The sequence below is a fragment of the Curtobacterium sp. PhB142 genome, from assembly GCF_004341255.1.
In the GTDB taxonomy this organism is placed as follows: domain Bacteria; phylum Actinomycetota; class Actinomycetes; order Actinomycetales; family Microbacteriaceae; genus Curtobacterium.
The window spans coordinates 143,330-158,126 of record NZ_SLUT01000002.1 but is presented as its reverse complement, the minus strand read 5'-3'; the positions used below and the strand labels follow the sequence as shown (position 1 = coordinate 158,126).

At 71.4% G+C, this 14,797-nt stretch carries 14 protein-coding genes; 7 read left to right on the top strand and 7 right to left on the bottom strand.

The window, feature by feature from the left end; translation table 11 throughout:
- Positions 1 to 2 precede the first annotated feature (2 nt).
- Positions 3 to 992, bottom strand: a complete 990-nt coding sequence (glpX, locus tag EDF31_RS04145) for a class II fructose-bisphosphatase (RefSeq protein ID WP_111084799.1) — start codon at positions 990 to 992, stop codon at positions 3 to 5.
- 159 nt (positions 993 to 1,151) lie between these two features.
- Between glpX and fbaA the strand changes: the two genes are divergently transcribed.
- Positions 1,152 to 2,180: a class II fructose-bisphosphate aldolase gene (gene fbaA, locus EDF31_RS04140; RefSeq protein WP_123294161.1), complete on the top strand. Its 1,029-nt coding sequence runs from the start codon at positions 1,152 to 1,154 to the stop codon at positions 2,178 to 2,180.
- 93 nt (positions 2,181 to 2,273) lie between these two features.
- Positions 2,274 to 3,533 carry a M18 family aminopeptidase gene (locus tag EDF31_RS04135; RefSeq protein ID WP_131845298.1) on the top strand — a complete coding sequence of 420 codons (1,260 nt, stop codon included), beginning with the start codon at positions 2,274 to 2,276 and terminating at the stop codon, positions 3,531 to 3,533.
- Positions 3,534 to 3,743: 210 nt separating this feature from the next.
- On the opposite strand, the gene EDF31_RS04130 is transcribed toward EDF31_RS04135, so the two are convergent.
- The gene (locus EDF31_RS04130) at positions 3,744 to 4,508 is read right to left on the bottom strand and encodes a DUF6264 family protein (RefSeq protein ID WP_131845297.1); all 765 of its coding nucleotides are present in this window, start codon (positions 4,506 to 4,508) and stop codon (positions 3,744 to 3,746) included.
- Positions 4,505 to 5,563: a 4-hydroxy-3-methylbut-2-enyl diphosphate reductase gene (locus EDF31_RS04125; protein WP_131845537.1), complete on the bottom strand. Its 1,059-nt coding sequence runs from the start codon at positions 5,561 to 5,563 to the stop codon at positions 4,505 to 4,507. Before EDF31_RS04125 ends, EDF31_RS04130 begins: the two co-directional genes overlap by 4 nt.
- Positions 5,564 to 5,694: 131 nt before the next feature.
- Here EDF31_RS04125 and xseA point away from each other — a divergent pair, with 131 nt between their 5' ends.
- A complete protein-coding gene (gene xseA, locus EDF31_RS04120) occupies positions 5,695 to 6,942 on the top strand; it encodes an exodeoxyribonuclease VII large subunit (RefSeq protein WP_131845296.1) in 1,248 nt (415 codons plus the stop codon).
- Between the two features lie 25 nt (positions 6,943 to 6,967).
- Here xseA and EDF31_RS04115 read toward each other — a convergent pair whose 3' ends face one another.
- Positions 6,968 to 7,723: an alpha/beta hydrolase gene (locus EDF31_RS04115; protein ID WP_131845295.1), complete on the bottom strand. Its 756-nt coding sequence runs from the start codon at positions 7,721 to 7,723 to the stop codon at positions 6,968 to 6,970.
- An 81-nt stretch (positions 7,724 to 7,804) separates the two neighbouring features.
- Between EDF31_RS04115 and EDF31_RS04110 the strand changes: the two genes are divergently transcribed.
- From EDF31_RS04110 to EDF31_RS04095, 4 genes are all read left to right on the top strand, one after another.
- Positions 7,805 to 8,050: an exodeoxyribonuclease VII small subunit gene (locus EDF31_RS04110; protein ID WP_111084805.1), complete on the top strand. Its 246-nt coding sequence runs from the start codon at positions 7,805 to 7,807 to the stop codon at positions 8,048 to 8,050.
- Entirely contained in the window at positions 8,047 to 8,682 is a 636-nt protein-coding gene (locus EDF31_RS04105) for a DUF4245 domain-containing protein (RefSeq protein ID WP_123340653.1), read from the top strand. The genes EDF31_RS04110 and EDF31_RS04105 overlap by 4 nt, the downstream gene beginning before the upstream one ends.
- A gap of 76 nt (positions 8,683 to 8,758) precedes the next feature.
- Positions 8,759 to 9,373 carry a carbonic anhydrase gene (locus EDF31_RS04100; protein ID WP_111084807.1) on the top strand — a complete coding sequence of 205 codons (615 nt, stop codon included), beginning with the start codon at positions 8,759 to 8,761 and terminating at the stop codon, positions 9,371 to 9,373.
- A 161-nt stretch (positions 9,374 to 9,534) separates the two neighbouring features.
- Entirely contained in the window at positions 9,535 to 10,938 is a 1,404-nt protein-coding gene (locus EDF31_RS04095; RefSeq protein ID WP_131845294.1) for a class II fumarate hydratase, read from the top strand.
- A gap of 107 nt (positions 10,939 to 11,045) precedes the next feature.
- Here the strand turns inward: EDF31_RS04095 and EDF31_RS04090 are convergent, their stop codons facing one another.
- From EDF31_RS04090 to EDF31_RS04080, 3 genes are all read right to left on the bottom strand, one after another.
- A complete protein-coding gene (locus EDF31_RS04090; protein WP_243649843.1) occupies positions 11,046 to 12,407 on the bottom strand; it encodes a PhoH family protein in 1,362 nt (453 codons plus the stop codon).
- Between the two features lie 335 nt (positions 12,408 to 12,742).
- Positions 12,743 to 13,852 carry an aminotransferase class V-fold PLP-dependent enzyme gene (locus tag EDF31_RS04085; RefSeq protein ID WP_131845293.1) on the bottom strand — a complete coding sequence of 370 codons (1,110 nt, stop codon included), beginning with the start codon at positions 13,850 to 13,852 and terminating at the stop codon, positions 12,743 to 12,745.
- A gap of 95 nt (positions 13,853 to 13,947) precedes the next feature.
- Positions 13,948 to 14,733 (bottom strand): isoprenyl transferase, encoded by a 786-nt coding sequence (locus EDF31_RS04080; RefSeq protein ID WP_173170760.1) that lies wholly within the window; start codon positions 14,731 to 14,733, stop codon positions 13,948 to 13,950.
- Between the last annotated feature and the right edge of the window lie 64 nt (positions 14,734 to 14,797).

Below are 14,797 nucleotides of genomic sequence, written 5' to 3'. Positions count from 1 at the left end.
GCCTAGAACCACTTCTCCGCACGGTGGTCCGCCTGGATGCGGCGGATGGTGTTCGAGCGCGACCGCAGCACGAGCGAGTCGGTGTGGATGACACCGCGCGAGCGACGGACACCGTCGACCAGGACGCCGTCGGTGACGCCGGTGGCGACGAAGAACGTGTTGTCACCCGTGACCAGGTCGTCCTGGTCGAGGACCTTGTCCAGGTCGTGGCCGGCGGCGATGGCGCGCTCGCGCTCCTCGTCGTCCTTGGGCTGGAGCTTGCCGAGGATCACGCCGCCGAGCGCCTTGATCGCGCACGCCGTGATGATGCCCTCGGGGGTGCCACCGACGCCGACGCACATGTCGATCGTCGAGCCGGGCAGCGCGGCGGCGATGCCACCGGCGACGTCACCGTCGAGCAGCAGTCGCGTGCCTGCACCGGTCGCACGGATCGCGCGGATCAGCTCGTCGTGACGGGGACGGTCGAGCACGGCCACGACCATGTCCTCGAGGTCCTTGCCCTTGGCCTTCGCCAGCGCGCGGATGTTCTCGCCGATCGGCTTCTCGAGGTCCAGGACCCCGCGGCCCTCGGGGCCGGCGGCGATCTTGTCCATGTAGAACACGGCGGAGGGGTCGTACATCGAACCGCGGTCCGAGACGGCCATGACGGAGATGGCGTTCTGACGGCCGGCGGCGGTGAGCGAGGTGCCGTCGATCGGGTCGACCGCGATGTCGCAGGCCGGGCCGTGGCCGTTGCCGACGTGCTCGCCGTTGTAGAGCATCGGGGCGTTGTCCTTCTCGCCCTCACCGATGACGACGACGCCGTCGAAGTTCACCGTGCCGAGGAACTTGCGCATCGCGTCGACGGCCGCACCGTCGGCGAGGTTCTTCTCACCACGCCCGACCCACGGCTGCGCACGGATCGCGGCGGCCTCCGTCGCACGCACGAGCTCGAGGGCCAGGTTGCGGTCGGGCTGGAGGAACAGGGAGCCGGTTTCCGTAGAGGGAGTCACGACCCGAGCCTACCGACCGGCGGCCGACCGGCGGTCCGGACACCGGGCCCGTGCACGCATGTGCATGGCGGACGCGGGCCGACCGCGTAACCCGCACCGCGCCTCCAGAGCTTCTGACTACGATCGGCGGGGACATCACCGAAGTCGAAGGAGATCCACGTGCCCATCGCAACGCCGGAACAGTACGCCGAGATGATCGAACGCGCGAAGGCGGGCAAGTTCGCGTACCCCGCGGTCAACGTGTCCTCGTCGCAGACCATCAACGCGGTCCTCCAGGGCCTGCAGGAGTCCGGCTCGGACGGCATCCTCCAGGTCACGACGGGCGGTGCCGACTACTTCGCCGGCCAGACGATCAAGAACCGTGCCGCCGGTGCCCTCGCGATGGCGAAGTTCGCCCACGAGGTCGCGAAGAACTACGACATCACCGTCGCCCTGCACACCGACCACTGCCCGAAGGACGCCCTCGACGGCTTCGTCCTGCCGCTCATCGCGGCGAGCGAGGAAGAGGTCCGTGCCGGCCGCAACCCGATCTTCCAGTCGCACATGTGGGACGGCTCGGCCGTGCCGCTCGACGAGAACATCGAGATCGCGAAGACCATGCTCGAGAAGACGCGGAACATCAACGCGATCCTCGAGGTCGAGATCGGTGTCGTCGGCGGCGAAGAGGACGGCGTCGAGCACGAGGGCACGAACGACGCCCTCTACACGACCCCGAACGACGTCGAGAAGGTCGTCGATGCACTCGGTCTGGGCGACAAGGGCCGCTGGATCGCCGCGCTGACCTTCGGCAACGTGCACGGCGTCTACAAGCCGGGCAACGTCAAGCTCCGCCCCGAGCTCCTCGGCGAGATCCAGGCCTCGGTCGCGGCCAAGCACGGCACCGGCGAGAACCCCCTCGACCTCGTCTTCCACGGCGGCTCCGGCTCGACCGACGACGAGATCCACGAGGCCGTCCGCAACGGCGTCATCAAGATGAACATCGACACGGACACGCAGTACGCGTTCACCCGATCGATCGCGGACTCGATGTTCCGGAACTACGAGGGTGTCCTGAAGATCGACGGCGAGGTCGGCAACAAGAAGCAGTACGACCCCCGCGCCTGGGGCAAGGTCGCCGAGTCCGCCATGGCGGCTCGCGTGGGCGAGGCCGCGAAGGTGCTCGGCTCCGCCGGTCACACCAAGGGCTGACACCGGGAGCAACTGCCAGGAGGAACGGGGCGCGTCCGACGGACGTGCCCCGTTCTGCGTCCGGCCGCCTCCACCGCATGCCACGATGGGCAGGTGACCGTCGACGCCATCGCCTCCGAGTTCGCCCAGTTCGTCACCGAGTCGCCCACCGCGTTCCACGCGGCAGCGGCCGCCCGTGACCGCCTCGTCGCAGCCGGGTTCACCGAGCTGTCCGAGCTCGACGCGTGGCCGACCGAACCCGGCGCGTACGTCGTGGTCCGCGACGGTGCGGTCATCGCGTGGCGCCTGCCGGAGGGTGCACCGGCGACGACCCCGTTCCGGATCCTCGGCGCACACACCGACTCCCCCGGGTTCCGGATCAAGCCGAACCCCGGAGTCCGCACCGGCGGGTGGGAGCAGCTGAACGTCGAGGTGTACGGCGGCGCGCTCCTGTCGACGTGGTTCGACCGCGACCTGCGCATCGCCGGCCGGGTCGTCGACGCCGACGGCAGCGTGCGGCTCGTCAGCACCGACGCCGTCGCCCGCATCCCGAACCTCGCGATCCACCTCGACCGCGGGGTGAACGACGGCAAGGAGATCGACCGCCAACGCCACACGCTGCCGATCGTCGGCGTGGACGGCGACGCCGGAGGGACCTCGGTCGTGGAGTGGCTGCGCGCTCGCCTCGGAGACGATGCAGTGTCGTGGGACCTCTTCCTCGCCGACACCCAGGCCCCCGCCCGCATCGGCATCGAGCGCGAGTTCCTGGCGTCGGGCCGGATGGACAACCTGACGAGCGTGCACGCCGGGCTCCGCGGCATCGTGGACGCCCCGGTCGACGGCGACCACATCCCCGTGTTCGCGGCGTTCGACCACGAAGAGATCGGTTCCTCGACCCCGTCCGGTGCCGGTGGCCCGTTCCTCGAGGACGTCCTCGGCCGCGTGCAGGAGGGTCTCGGTGCCAGCCGCTCCGAGGCCGCCCGGGCGTTCCGCGCCTCGTGGCTGCTGTCGAGCGACGCCGGGCACCTGGTGCACCCGAACCAGCCGGAGAAGCACGACCCGACGAACCGTCCGCGCCCCGGCGCCGGTCCGCTGCTGAAGATCAGCGCGAACCAGCGCTACATGACCGAGGCCAAGGGCGAGGCCGTCTGGGCCGCCGCGTGCGACACCGCCGGGGTGCCGTGGCAGCCGTTCGTCAACGTCAACACGATCCCCGGTGGCTCGACCATCGGCCCGATCGCGGCGACCCGGCTCGGGATCCCGACGATCGACATCGGCGTCGGGCTGCTGTCGATGCACTCGATCCGCGAGCTCGTGCACGTCGAGGACCTGGCGTCACTGCACGGCGCCGTCGCGGCGTTCCTGGCAGGCTGAGCCCTGGCCGGCTGAGCCCTGCCCGGCGTCCGCGGGCCGGGGTGGTCGCGACTCCCCGCGCGCGCAGGACCGAGTGGTCACGAACTGTCGGGGGCCCCGGCGCCCGACGACACTTCGTGACCGCTCGACGGCGGGCGCGCGGCGTGTTGCGACCACTCGACGCGCGGATGCCAGCGCCGCGAGCAGCCTGGCGGTCAGGCGGTCCGAGGGTCAGGCGCCGGCCTGGCGCATCATGAACTCGACGAACTGCGGGTCTTGGAACACCACGACGACGAACGCGATCGTGCTCACGAAGGTGGCCACGACCGCACCGACGATCGGCACCCAGAACGTGCGCTTGCGTGCCCGGAGCCGACGGATCGACCACCACGCCACGAGCGCGAAGACCACGACGTTCGTGATCGCCCCGATGATCGCGGCACCGCTCAGTGCACTCGGGTCGTTCAGCGCCGTGTACTGCGTCTCGAGGGTCCGACGCACCGTCGACGCGACGTTGGTCACCGCGAGGGACTGCACCACGGAGATGAGTCCGAAGGCGAGCAGCCCGACCGTCAGGACGAAGTCGGCGGGCGTGCGTCCGAACCGGCTCGTCGACGCGGACCGCTGCGACCCGCCCGTGGTCGGGTCGCCGGCTGCGCCGGGTCGGCCTGGAGGCACGGTGCCGGTCGGCGCACCGGCACCCGACCGGTACGCGGTCGCGCCGTCCTGCCCGGCCTGGCTCGCCGCCTGCTGGCGGCGGTCGCGCTCCTGCTGCTCGCGCTCCTGACGTTCCTGTTCGGCCAGGACCGGGTTGACCCATCCCTCGGGCGCGTACTCGCCGTACGCGGGGGCGGGGCGGCCGTGGACCCGGCCGCTGACGGCACCGGCGGCCGTCGTCGGGGACGTGCCCTGGGCCTCCTGGCCGGCTGCCGCCGTGTCGTCGACGTGACCCGGCTCGCGCTGCGGCACCGAGCCCCAGCCGTCCGCGCCGCTCATGCCCGACGCCCGCCGAGCGCGCGCGTCGGGTTGCCCGACGCGTCGGTGCGGAGCTCCTTGGGGAGCGAGAACATCAGGTCTTCGTGTGCGGTCACGACTTCTTCCACGGCGCCGTACCCGGCGTCGGCGAGTTGCTCGAGGACCTCGGCGACGAGCTCTTCGGGGACAGACGCGCCGCTCGTGACGCCGACGGTGGCGACGCCGTCGAGCCACTCCTGGCGGATCTCCTCCGCGTAGTCGACGCGGTGCGCGGCCTTCGCCCCGTGCTCCAGGGCGACCTCGACCAGACGCACGCTGTTCGACGAGTTCGCGGAGCCGACGACGATCACCAGGTCGGTGCCCGGGGCGACCTTCTTGATCGCGACCTGGCGGTTCTGGGTGGCGTAGCAGATGTCGTCGGACGGCGGATCCTGGATGGTCGGGTACTTCTCGCGCAGCAGGCGGACGGTCTCCATCGTCTCGTCGACGCTCAGCGTGGTCTGCGACAACCAGACGAGGTTGTCGGGGTCGGGGACGTCGAGCGCGGCGACGTCGTCCGGGCCGTTGACCAGGATCGTGCGCTCGGGGGCGTGGCCCATCGTGCCCTCGACCTCTTCGTGGCCGGTGTGCCCGATCAGGATGATGGTCCGCTCGGCCTTGGCGAACCGGGTGGCCTCGCGGTGGACCTTGGTGACCAGGGGGCAGGTGGCGTCGATGGCGTGCAGGTCGCGGTCGGCGGCACCGGCCACGACGGCGGGTGAGACGCCGTGGGCGCTGAACACCACGTGCGAACCGCGCGGGACCTCGGCGACGTCGTCGACGAACACCGCACCGCGCTGCTCGAGGGTCGACACGACGTGGACGTTGTGGACGATCTGCTTGCGGACGTAGACGGGCTCGCCGTACTGCTCGAGCGCCTTCTCGACCGCCACCACCGCCCGGTCGACCCCGGCGCAGTAGCCGCGGGGTGCCGCGAGCAGCACCTTCTTCGGACCGGCGACCGGCTCGTCACGCAGTCGCCCACGCGCCGCGTGCACACGCGGAGGGGCGAGCGGGACCGTGTGGCCGTTGGTGATCGTCACGTCCCCGATGATAGGTGAGCGGGACGCACGCGACCTGGGCGCGGGGGCCGGCTGTGGAGAACCCGCCGCTCGCCCGCTGTCACCGGTGTCGGGCACGATGGACGTCCCGCACGAGAAGGAGCGACATGGCGATCGAACAAGGCCCGCCGACGGCCGACAACCCGTGGCCGGTCGCGCTCCTCGGCGCGAAGCTCCGCGACTGGATCGACCGGCTCGGCACCGCGTGGATCGAGGGCGAGATCACGCAGTGGAACGTCGCCGGCGGCAACGTCTACGGCAAGCTCAAGGACGTCGAGGTCGATGCGACGGTGTCGTTCTCGATCTGGTCGAGCGTGCGGTCCCGGGTGCCGGCGGACATCAAGCAGGGCGACCGGGTCGTCGCAGCGGTCAAGCCGAACTACTGGGTCAAGGGCGGCTCGCTGACCATGCAGGTCGTCGAGATGAAGCACGTCGGTCTCGGTGACCTGCTCGAACGGCTCGAACGCCTGCGCCGGACCCTGGGCGAAGAGGGGCTGTTCGATCCCGCACGCAAGAAGCGCCTGCCGTTCCTGCCGCACCGCATCGGCCTGATCACCGGCAAGGACTCCGACGCCGAGAAGGACGTCAAGCGCAACGCGCAGCTCCGGTGGCCGCAGGTCGAGTTCCGCACCGTCCACACCGCGGTGCAGGGCGAGCGGACCGTGGGCGAGGTCACGGCGGCGATCCTCGAGCTCGATGCCGACCCGACGGTGGACGTCATCATCATCGCCCGTGGTGGCGGCGACTTCCAGAACCTGCTCGGCTTCAGCGACGAAGGACTCGTCCGCGCAGCAGCAGCGGCGAGCACACCGATCGTGTCGGCCATCGGGCACGAGGCCGACCGTCCTATCCTCGACGAGGTCGCGGACCTCCGTGCCTCCACCCCCACCGACGCCGCCAAGCGCGTCGTGCCCGACGTCGCGGAGGAGCTCGCGAACGTCCGGCAGGCCCGCGCCCGCATCGGCCTGCGGTTGTCGCAGACCCTCGCGGTCGAGGCCGACCGGATCGCAGCGCTCCGGTCACGCCCGGCGCTCGCGTCGACGGCGTGGCTCGTCGACACCCGTGCGGAGGAAGTGGCCCGCGACCTCTCCCGGTCGCGGGAGCTGCTCGACCGTCGGCTCGAGCGGGGCCACTCCGAGGTCGGGCACCTGACCGCCAGGCTCCGTGCGCTGTCGCCGCGCGACACCCTGCGCCGCGGCTACGCGATCGTGCAGCGGGCCGACGGCGGCGTGGTGCGGTCGTCCGACGACCTGACCGGGCAGACGCCGGTGCACGTCACGCTCGGCGCGGGGACGGCGACCGGAACGCTCGAGCCGGACGGGCCGGGTCCGGACGGGTCGGGTCCGGCTGCCTGACGCGTCGGGGTCGCCGACGGCCTGGTCACCAGCCGCGGTCGCGCAGCCAGGTCGTCGCCAGCGTGCTCCACGCCTCGGCCGGCCCGAGGCCGTCGGCGAGCCCGATGCCGTGCACCCCGCGCTCGAACACGTGCAGGTCGAACGGCACCCCGTGCCGCGCCAGCGCGTGTGCGTAGGACAGCGAGTGCGTCACCGGCACGTGCTCGTCCTCGGCCGTGTGCCACAGGAAGGTCGGCGGGGTCCGGTCGTCGACGAGCAGGTCGGCGTCCACCGCGGACCGCTCGCGGACGCTCGCGCCCGGTCCGAGCAGGTTGTCGGCGCTGCCGACGTGCGGGTGGTCCGTCATCGACGTCACCGGGTAGCAGAGCACCGTCAGGTCGGGCCGGTCGTCGACGTCCGACACGGCGCGCTCGGCCGGCGTTGGTGCGTTCGACACGAGGGCCGCCAGGTGCCCGCCTGCCGACGAACCGATCACGACGATCCGCGGATCGGACGGGAGGCCCGCCCAGCGTCCGGCACGCAGGTCACGGACGAGCGCTCGGGTCGCCACCACGGCGTCCGGGTGGCGGTGCGGGGCGAGCGGGTACGCGAACACGACCGCGTCGATGCCGATCCCGTTCAGCCAGCGGGCGTACCCCTCCCCCTCGTGCGGGGCGTGCATGCCGTACCCACCCCCGGGCAGGACGACCGCGAGCGAGGGGCGGCCCGGCAGCCCGTCGCGCCCAGCGCTCGGTCCGTCCGGTGCCGGGTACCAGTCCACGCCCTCGGGGAGATCTGTCATGGCGCGACCCTACCGGCCGGTGTTCTCCCCAGGCGCAGCGGGCACGTCGGTCAGTCGGTGGACCCTCGGTAGGATCGAGTCGTGCCATCCCAGCAGGAACCCGAGCAGACCGACGTCCAGTCGCTGAGCTACGAAGCAGCCCGCGACGAACTCGTGCGTGTCGTGAGCGAGCTCGAACAGGGCTCCGCGACCCTCGAGCGCTCGCTGTCGCTCTGGGAGCGCGGCGAGGCCCTGGCCGCCCGCTGCGAAGAGTGGCTCGTCGGCGCTCGCGCCCGGCTCGACGCGGCCCGCGCGGCCAGCAGCGCCGAGGACGGCTCCGCCCGATGACCGACGCGAACGGTCGCCCGATCGTCGCCGAGCTCGGCCGACCCGAGACGGCAGAGGAGACCTGGGCACGCAAGGACGCTGCACGGACCGCTCGCCGCCAGCACCAGACGGCCTTCAACCTCGTGATCGCGCTCATCGCGTCGCTCGGCATCGTGCTGTTCCTCGTCGCCGTGGTCGTGCGGCCGAACACCACGGTCGACCGCACCGTCGACTACCAGCAGATCGCGGCCGATGCCCACGTCGGCGACATCACCCTCGCCGCCCCCGACCTGCCGAGCGGCTTCACGTCGAACCGGGCCGACTTCTCCGACAAGACCTCGGACGACGTCGACGTCTGGACCGTCGGGTTCGTGACGCCGGACAAGCAGTACCTCAGCCTGCAGCAGGGTGTGGACGCGAACGGCTCGTGGGTCTCGAACCAACTCGACCAGCGACCGTCGACCGGCACCCGCGTCATCGACGGCACGAAGTGGACCGTGTACGACCGACGGGCCGAGGGCTCGGATGCCGGCAACCACGCGTACTCGCTCGTGTCCACGTTCGGCACCAACACGATCGTGCTCTCCGGCACCGCCGACGACTCGTCGTACCGCACCGTGGCCACGGCCGTGACGAAGCAGTTCTCCCAGTAGCGACCGCCGGACGAATCCTGCCGGACACCCCGCAGCCCGACCACTCGACCTGATCCGACCCGATCCGAGGAGCCCCATGCCCGACCGCGCCGCCTCCACCCCGTCCGACGCCCTGCGCCTGCTCGTCGACGGCAACGCCCGCTTCGCCGCCGACAAGCGCCGCATGGGCCGCACGGACCCCGACCGCCGCACCGAGCTCCAGGGGTCGCAGGCGCCGTTCGCGACCGTCCTCGGCTGCTCCGACTCGCGCGTGCCGTTCGAGCACGTGTTCGACGCGGGCATCGGTGACCTCTTCGCCATCCGCAACGCCGGGCAGATCGTCGACGACGTCGTGCTCGGGTCGATCGAGTTCGCGGTCGTCGCGCTCGGCACCCCGCTCGTCGTCGTCCTGCGCCACACCCGGTGCGGTGCCGTCGCCGCGGCCCGCTCGGGTGAGCCGGTCCCCGCGCCGCACCTGCAGGCCCTGGTCGACGCCATCGCCCCGAGCGTCGAGAAGGTCCGCGCCACCGACGCCGAGCTCCCGCAGGAAGCGATCGGCGCCGCCCACCTCGAGGCCACGCTCCGCCAGGTGCTCGAGCGCTCCGGTGCCGTCTCCGACGCGATCGCCGAGGGCCGGCTGGCCGTCGTCGGCGCGACCTACGACCTCGGCACGGGCGAGGTCACGATCGACACGGTGGTCGGCAACGCCTGACGGCCCCTCGGCGCCGCACCCGCACGTCCCACATCCGTCGCACCGGTACAGTCGAACGAGACGCCCGGCGCCGGTTCCGTGACCCACGGAGACCTCGTGCGCCGGCGCAGTCCCCCGACGCGACCGCGTCCGGCGAGCACCCCAGGAAGGACCACGACGACGTGACCGACACCACCGAGACCGAGTTCCGCATCGAGCACGACACCATGGGCGAGGTGCGAGTGCCGAAGTCGGCGTTGTACCGCGCCCAGACCCAGCGCGCTGTCGAGAACTTCCCCATCTCGGGCACCGGGCTCGAGTCGGCCCAGATCGTGGCGCTCGCCCGCATCAAGCGCGCTGCGGCCATCGTGAACGGCGAGCTCGGCATCGTCGAGCCGGCCGTCGCCGACGCCATCGCGGGCGCGGCGGACCTGATCATCGGTGGGCAGCACCACGACCAGTTCCCCGTCGACGTGTACCAGACCGGCAGCGGCACCTCGTCGAACATGAACATGAACGAGGTCCTGGCCACGCTGGCGTCGGACATCGGCGGCACCGCGGTGCACCCGAACGACCACGTCAACGCCTCGCAGTCGTCGAACGACGTGTTCCCGACCTCGGTGCACGTCGCCGTGACCGAAGCCCTGCTGCGCGCGCTCGTCCCGGCGCTCGAGCACCTCGCCGAGTCGCTCGAGGCCAAGGCGACGCTGTGGGCCGACGCCGTGAAGTCCGGCCGCACGCACCTGATGGACGCCACCCCGGTCACCCTCGGCCAGGAGTTCGGCGGCTACGCACGCCAGATCCGCCTGGGCATCGAGCGGGTCACCGCGACGCTCCCCCGCGTCGCCGAGGTCCCGCTCGGCGGCACCGCCGTCGGCACCGGCATCAACACCCCGAAGGGCTTCCCGCAGCGGGTGATCGCCCAGCTCGCGAGCGACACCGACCTGCCGATCACCGAGGCCGTCGACCACTTCGAGGCCCAGGGCGCGCGCGACGCCCTGGTCGAGGCCTCCGGGGCACTCAAGGTGCTCGCTGTCAGCCTGACGAAGATCAACAACGACCTGCGCTGGATGGGGTCCGGCCCGAACACCGGGCTCGGCGAACTGCACATCCCCGACCTGCAGCCGGGCTCGTCGATCATGCCCGGCAAGGTCAACCCGGTCATCCCCGAGGCCACCCTGATGGTGGGCGCGCGGGTCATCGGCAACGACGCCACCATCGCCTGGGCGGGTGCGTCCGGCGCGTTCGAGCTCAACGTCGCGATCCCCGTGATGGGGACGGCGCTGCTCGAGTCGATCCGTCTGCTGGCGAACAGCTCGCGGGTGCTGGCCGACAAGACCATCGACGGGCTGCAGGCGAACCTCGAGCGGGCCCGGGCGTTCGCCGAGTCGTCGCCGTCGATCGTCACCCCGCTCAACCGGGTCATCGGCTACGAGGCCGCGGCCAAGGTCGCGAAGTACGCCGTCGCCGAGGGCATCACCGTCCGCCAGGCCGTCGTGGCACTCGGACACGTCGAGCGTGGCGAGGTCACCGAGGAGCAGCTCGACGCGGCACTGGACGTCCTGTCCATGACCCACCCGAACTGAGCTCCTGCCGCGCGACCCCTCCGCGCTGACCCCTCCGCCAAAGCGACAGATCTCCGCGAACTGTTCGCGGAGATCTGTCGCTTTCGCATGTGGGGAACAGCCGAGCGCTACACCAGGTCGGGCGAGTCCAGCAGGTCCGTCACGAGGGCGGCGATCGCGGAGCGCTCCGACCGCGTCAGCGTGACGTGGGCGAACAGCGGGTGGCCCTTGAGCCGCTCGATGACGCTCGCGATGCCGTCGTGCCGTCCGACCCGCAGGTTGTCGCGCTGCGCGACGTCGTGGGTGAGCACCACGCGGGAGTTCTGCCCGATGCGGGAGAGCATGGTGAGCAGCACGTTCCGTTCGAGTGACTGGGCCTCGTCCACGATCACGAACGCGTCGTGCAGGGACCGACCGCGGATGTGTGTGAGGGGCAACACCTCGATCAGGCCGCGCTCGATCACCTCGTCGAGGACGTTGTCGGACACCACCGACCCGAGGGTGTCGTAGACCGCCTGCGCCCACGGGTTCATCTTCTCGCCAGCGTCGCCGGGCAGGAACCCGAGGTCCTGGCCACCCACGGCGTACAGCGGCCGGAACACCATGATCTTCTTGTGCTGCTGCCGCTCGAGGACCGCTTCGAGCCCGGCGCAGAGGGCCAACGCGGACTTGCCCGTGCCGGCGCTGCCGCCCAGGGACACGATGCCGATCTCGGAGTCGAGCAGGGCGTCGATCGCGAGCCGCTGCTCGGCGGACCGGCCGCGCAGCCCGAACACCTCGCGGTCGCCGCGCACCAGCGCCACGGACCCGGCGGTGTGCACGCGGCCGAGGGCCGACCCGCGCTCGGAGTGGATGACGACACCGGTGTTGACTGGCACACCGTCGAGCTGGACGGAGCGGATCTCCTCCTTCTCGTACAGGTCGGCCATCTGCTCGCCGGACACCTGCAGGTCGGCGATGCCGGTGTAGCCGGAGTCGACCGCGAGCTCGGCGCGGTACTCCTCTGCCGCCATGCCGATCGACGACGCCTTGACGCGCAGGGGCAGGTCCTTCGAGACGACGACGACGTCGAGCCCGTCGTTCTGCAGGTTCGAGGCGACGGCGAGGATGCGTGAGTCGTTGTCGCCGAGCTGCAGCCCGGACGGCAGCACGGACTGGTTGGAGTGGTTCAGCTCGACGCGGAACGAACCGCCGTCACCGAGCGCGATCGGGAAGTCGAGCCGTTCGTGTTCGATGCGCATCTCGTCGAGCAGCCGCAGGGCCTGCCGCGCGAAGTACCCGATCTCCGGGTCGTTCCGCTTCGACTCGAGTTCGCTGACGACCACCACGGGCAGGACCACCGCGTGCTCAGCGAAGCGGAACAACGCCCGTGGATCGCTGAGGAGCACCGATGTGTCGAGCACGTACGTGCGCTGGGCGACCGACGTGGACGCGTCCGCGGTGTGCTGGTGCTGGGTTCCGCGAGAGACGTTCTGAGAGGTCACGACCACTCCATCCCCGGGCCGCGAGCAGCCCGGTCCATGTCCTCGAACGCGGCCGTGGAGCGGGTCCCGAAGCACCGACTGTGGCCGCTTCGATCGGGCGCGGTGCCCGATGGGGACAACGTACGTCCGCCCTCCGACCCCCCGCCAGCGACACGCGGTTTCCGGCGTTACGGTCACGTGAACAACGTGACACCGGCAGTCGACGTGGCCGACCACCGGACGGGAGGCCCGTGGCGGCGCCGCCCCGCGCCTCCCGTCCGCCCTTCCGCACGTCCAGATCCGCGAAAGCGACAGATCTCCGCGAACCGTTCCCGGAGATCTGTCGCTTTCGCGGAACCGCGCTACTGCAGCGTGGCGTACGAGACGCAGGCGTCCCGGAACATGTCGAGCGTCTCGTCCGTCGTCGAGGCGAACACCGACACCCGCGCGACGCCGAGCCGCGTCGTCGCGGTCACGCCGTGGTTGTGCAGCGCCGCGGACAGCGCGGTCAGGCGCCCCTCGGCCGCCCGCAGCACGACGATGCCGGCGCGCTCGCTCGGGTCGCGGCTGGACTCGACCTCGAGCCCGAACTCGTCTGCGATCGCGAACACGCGCTCGACGCGCTCGGTGACGCGCTCCTGCACGGCGGCTACACCGACGGCGGTCAGCCGGTCCAGCGACACCGCGAGGCGGGCCTGCGCGATGGGGTCGATGCGGGTCATCTGGTAGCCGGCGGCACCCGGGCGCACGGCGGGGACGTCCACGGGCCAGCCGGTGGTGCCGTGCGGGCCGGACAGCGCCGGACGCAGGCGGTTCAGGGCACGGTCGCTGAAGGCGGTGAAGCCCGTGCCCCAGCCGGCGTGCAGCCACTTCTGGCCGCCGGTGGCGACGACGTCCGCGATCTCGTACGGGGCGTCGACGACTCCGAAGCCCTGGATCGCGTCGAGGATCAGCAGGCGGTCGCCGATGACCTCGCGGATGCCGGCGAGGTCGGCCAGGTAGCCGGTGCGCCAGTCGACCAGCGACACCGCCACGGCCGTCACGTCGTCGGTCAGGCGCTCCTGGATGAGCGAGGGCGTCATCCACCCGGCACCGGACTCGATGACGACGGGCTGGACGCGGCCGCCGGTCGCCGAGGCGGCGCTCGCCAGCGCGAGCGGCAGCGAGGGGTACTCGTCGGCCGACACCAACACGCCGCCGGTCAGGCCGAAGGCCGTGTGCAGCAGGCCGGGCGTCGTCGCGGTCTGCGAGACGACCTGGTCCTCGCGGCGACCGACCAAGCGGGCGGCGACCGTGCGGACTCGGGCGTCCTGCTCGTCGAGGGTCTCCATGGCGCCGAAGCGCATGTGCTCCTGGATCGTGCCGAGCACGCGCTGCTCCTCGAGCACGGCGGTCTGCACGGGGCCGAACGCAGCGTGGTCGAGGTAGCCGGGGTCCTCGGAGAAGCCGGCGGCGTACTCGTCGATGTTCACAGGTGCAACCTTCCGTGGGACGAAAACCCTGTGAGTCTACTGGGATCACTGAACGTCAGCGAACCCAGGCCGATCCGCGCAGTAGCGAGGAAGCGTCAGCCGCCGAAGCGTCGCGACCGCAGCCCGAAGTCGCGGACGGCGCGGAGGAAGTCGACCTCGCGCAGGTCGGGGTAGAGCGCCTCGACGAAGTAGAACTCGCTGTGCGCGCTCTGCCACAGCATGAAATCGGACAGCCGCTGCTCGCCCGAGGTCCGGATCACCAGGTCGGGGTCGGGCTGGCCCTGCGTGTACAGGTGGTCGCCGATGAGCTCGGGCGTCAGGACCTCGGCCAGGGTGTCGATCGTGCCGCCACCCGCGCCGTGCGACTCCACGATGCTGCGCATGGCGTCGGCGATCTCGCGGCGCCCGCCGTACCCGACGGCCAGGTTGATGTGGAGTCCGGTCCGGCCGGCGGTGCGCTCCTCGGCCTGCGCGAGCGCGGACACGAGCGAGTCGGGCAGCCCCTCGTTCGACCCGACGTGCTGCACCCGCCAGTCCGTGGTGTCGGCGAGCACCCCGGCCAGGTCTCCGATGATGCCGACGAGCTCACTGAGTTCCGCTCCGGCACGTCCGGTCAGGTTGTCGGCGGAGAGCAGGTAGAGCGTCACGACCTCGATGCCGAGCTCGTCGCACCAGGTCAGGAACTCCGGGATCTTCGCGGCGCCGGCGCGGTGGCCGTGCGCGGCGGACTCGAGCCCGAGCTGCTTCGCCCACCGCCGGTTGCCGTCGACGATCATGGCGACGTGCTTCGGCTTCGCGCTGCCCTCGATCTGGCGGCGGATGCGGCTCTGGTAGGCGCGGTAGAGGATCCCTCGTCCTGCCCATCCCACCCTGCCGGTCACGCACCGAGCGTAGTGCACCGTCGGTCGGAGCGTCCCGAGTGCGGCTCCCCCAGAACTCGTGGCA

Excerpts from the sequence above, each read along its gene's own strand:
- xseA (WP_131845296.1), top strand. The coding sequence starts at position 5,695 with ATGGCGATCGAACAAGGCCCGCCGACGGCCGACAACCCGTGGCCGGTC.
- EDF31_RS04105 (WP_123340653.1), top strand. The coding sequence starts at position 8,047 with ATGACCGACGCGAACGGTCGCCCGATCGTCGCCGAGCTCGGCCGACCC.
- EDF31_RS04100 (WP_111084807.1), top strand. The coding sequence starts at position 8,759 with ATGCCCGACCGCGCCGCCTCCACCCCGTCCGACGCCCTGCGCCTGCTC.
- EDF31_RS04130 (WP_131845297.1), bottom strand. The coding sequence starts at position 4,508 with ATGAGCGGCGCGGACGGCTGGGGCTCGGTGCCGCAGCGCGAGCCGGGT.
- EDF31_RS04115 (WP_131845295.1), bottom strand. The coding sequence starts at position 7,723 with ATGACAGATCTCCCCGAGGGCGTGGACTGGTACCCGGCACCGGACGGA.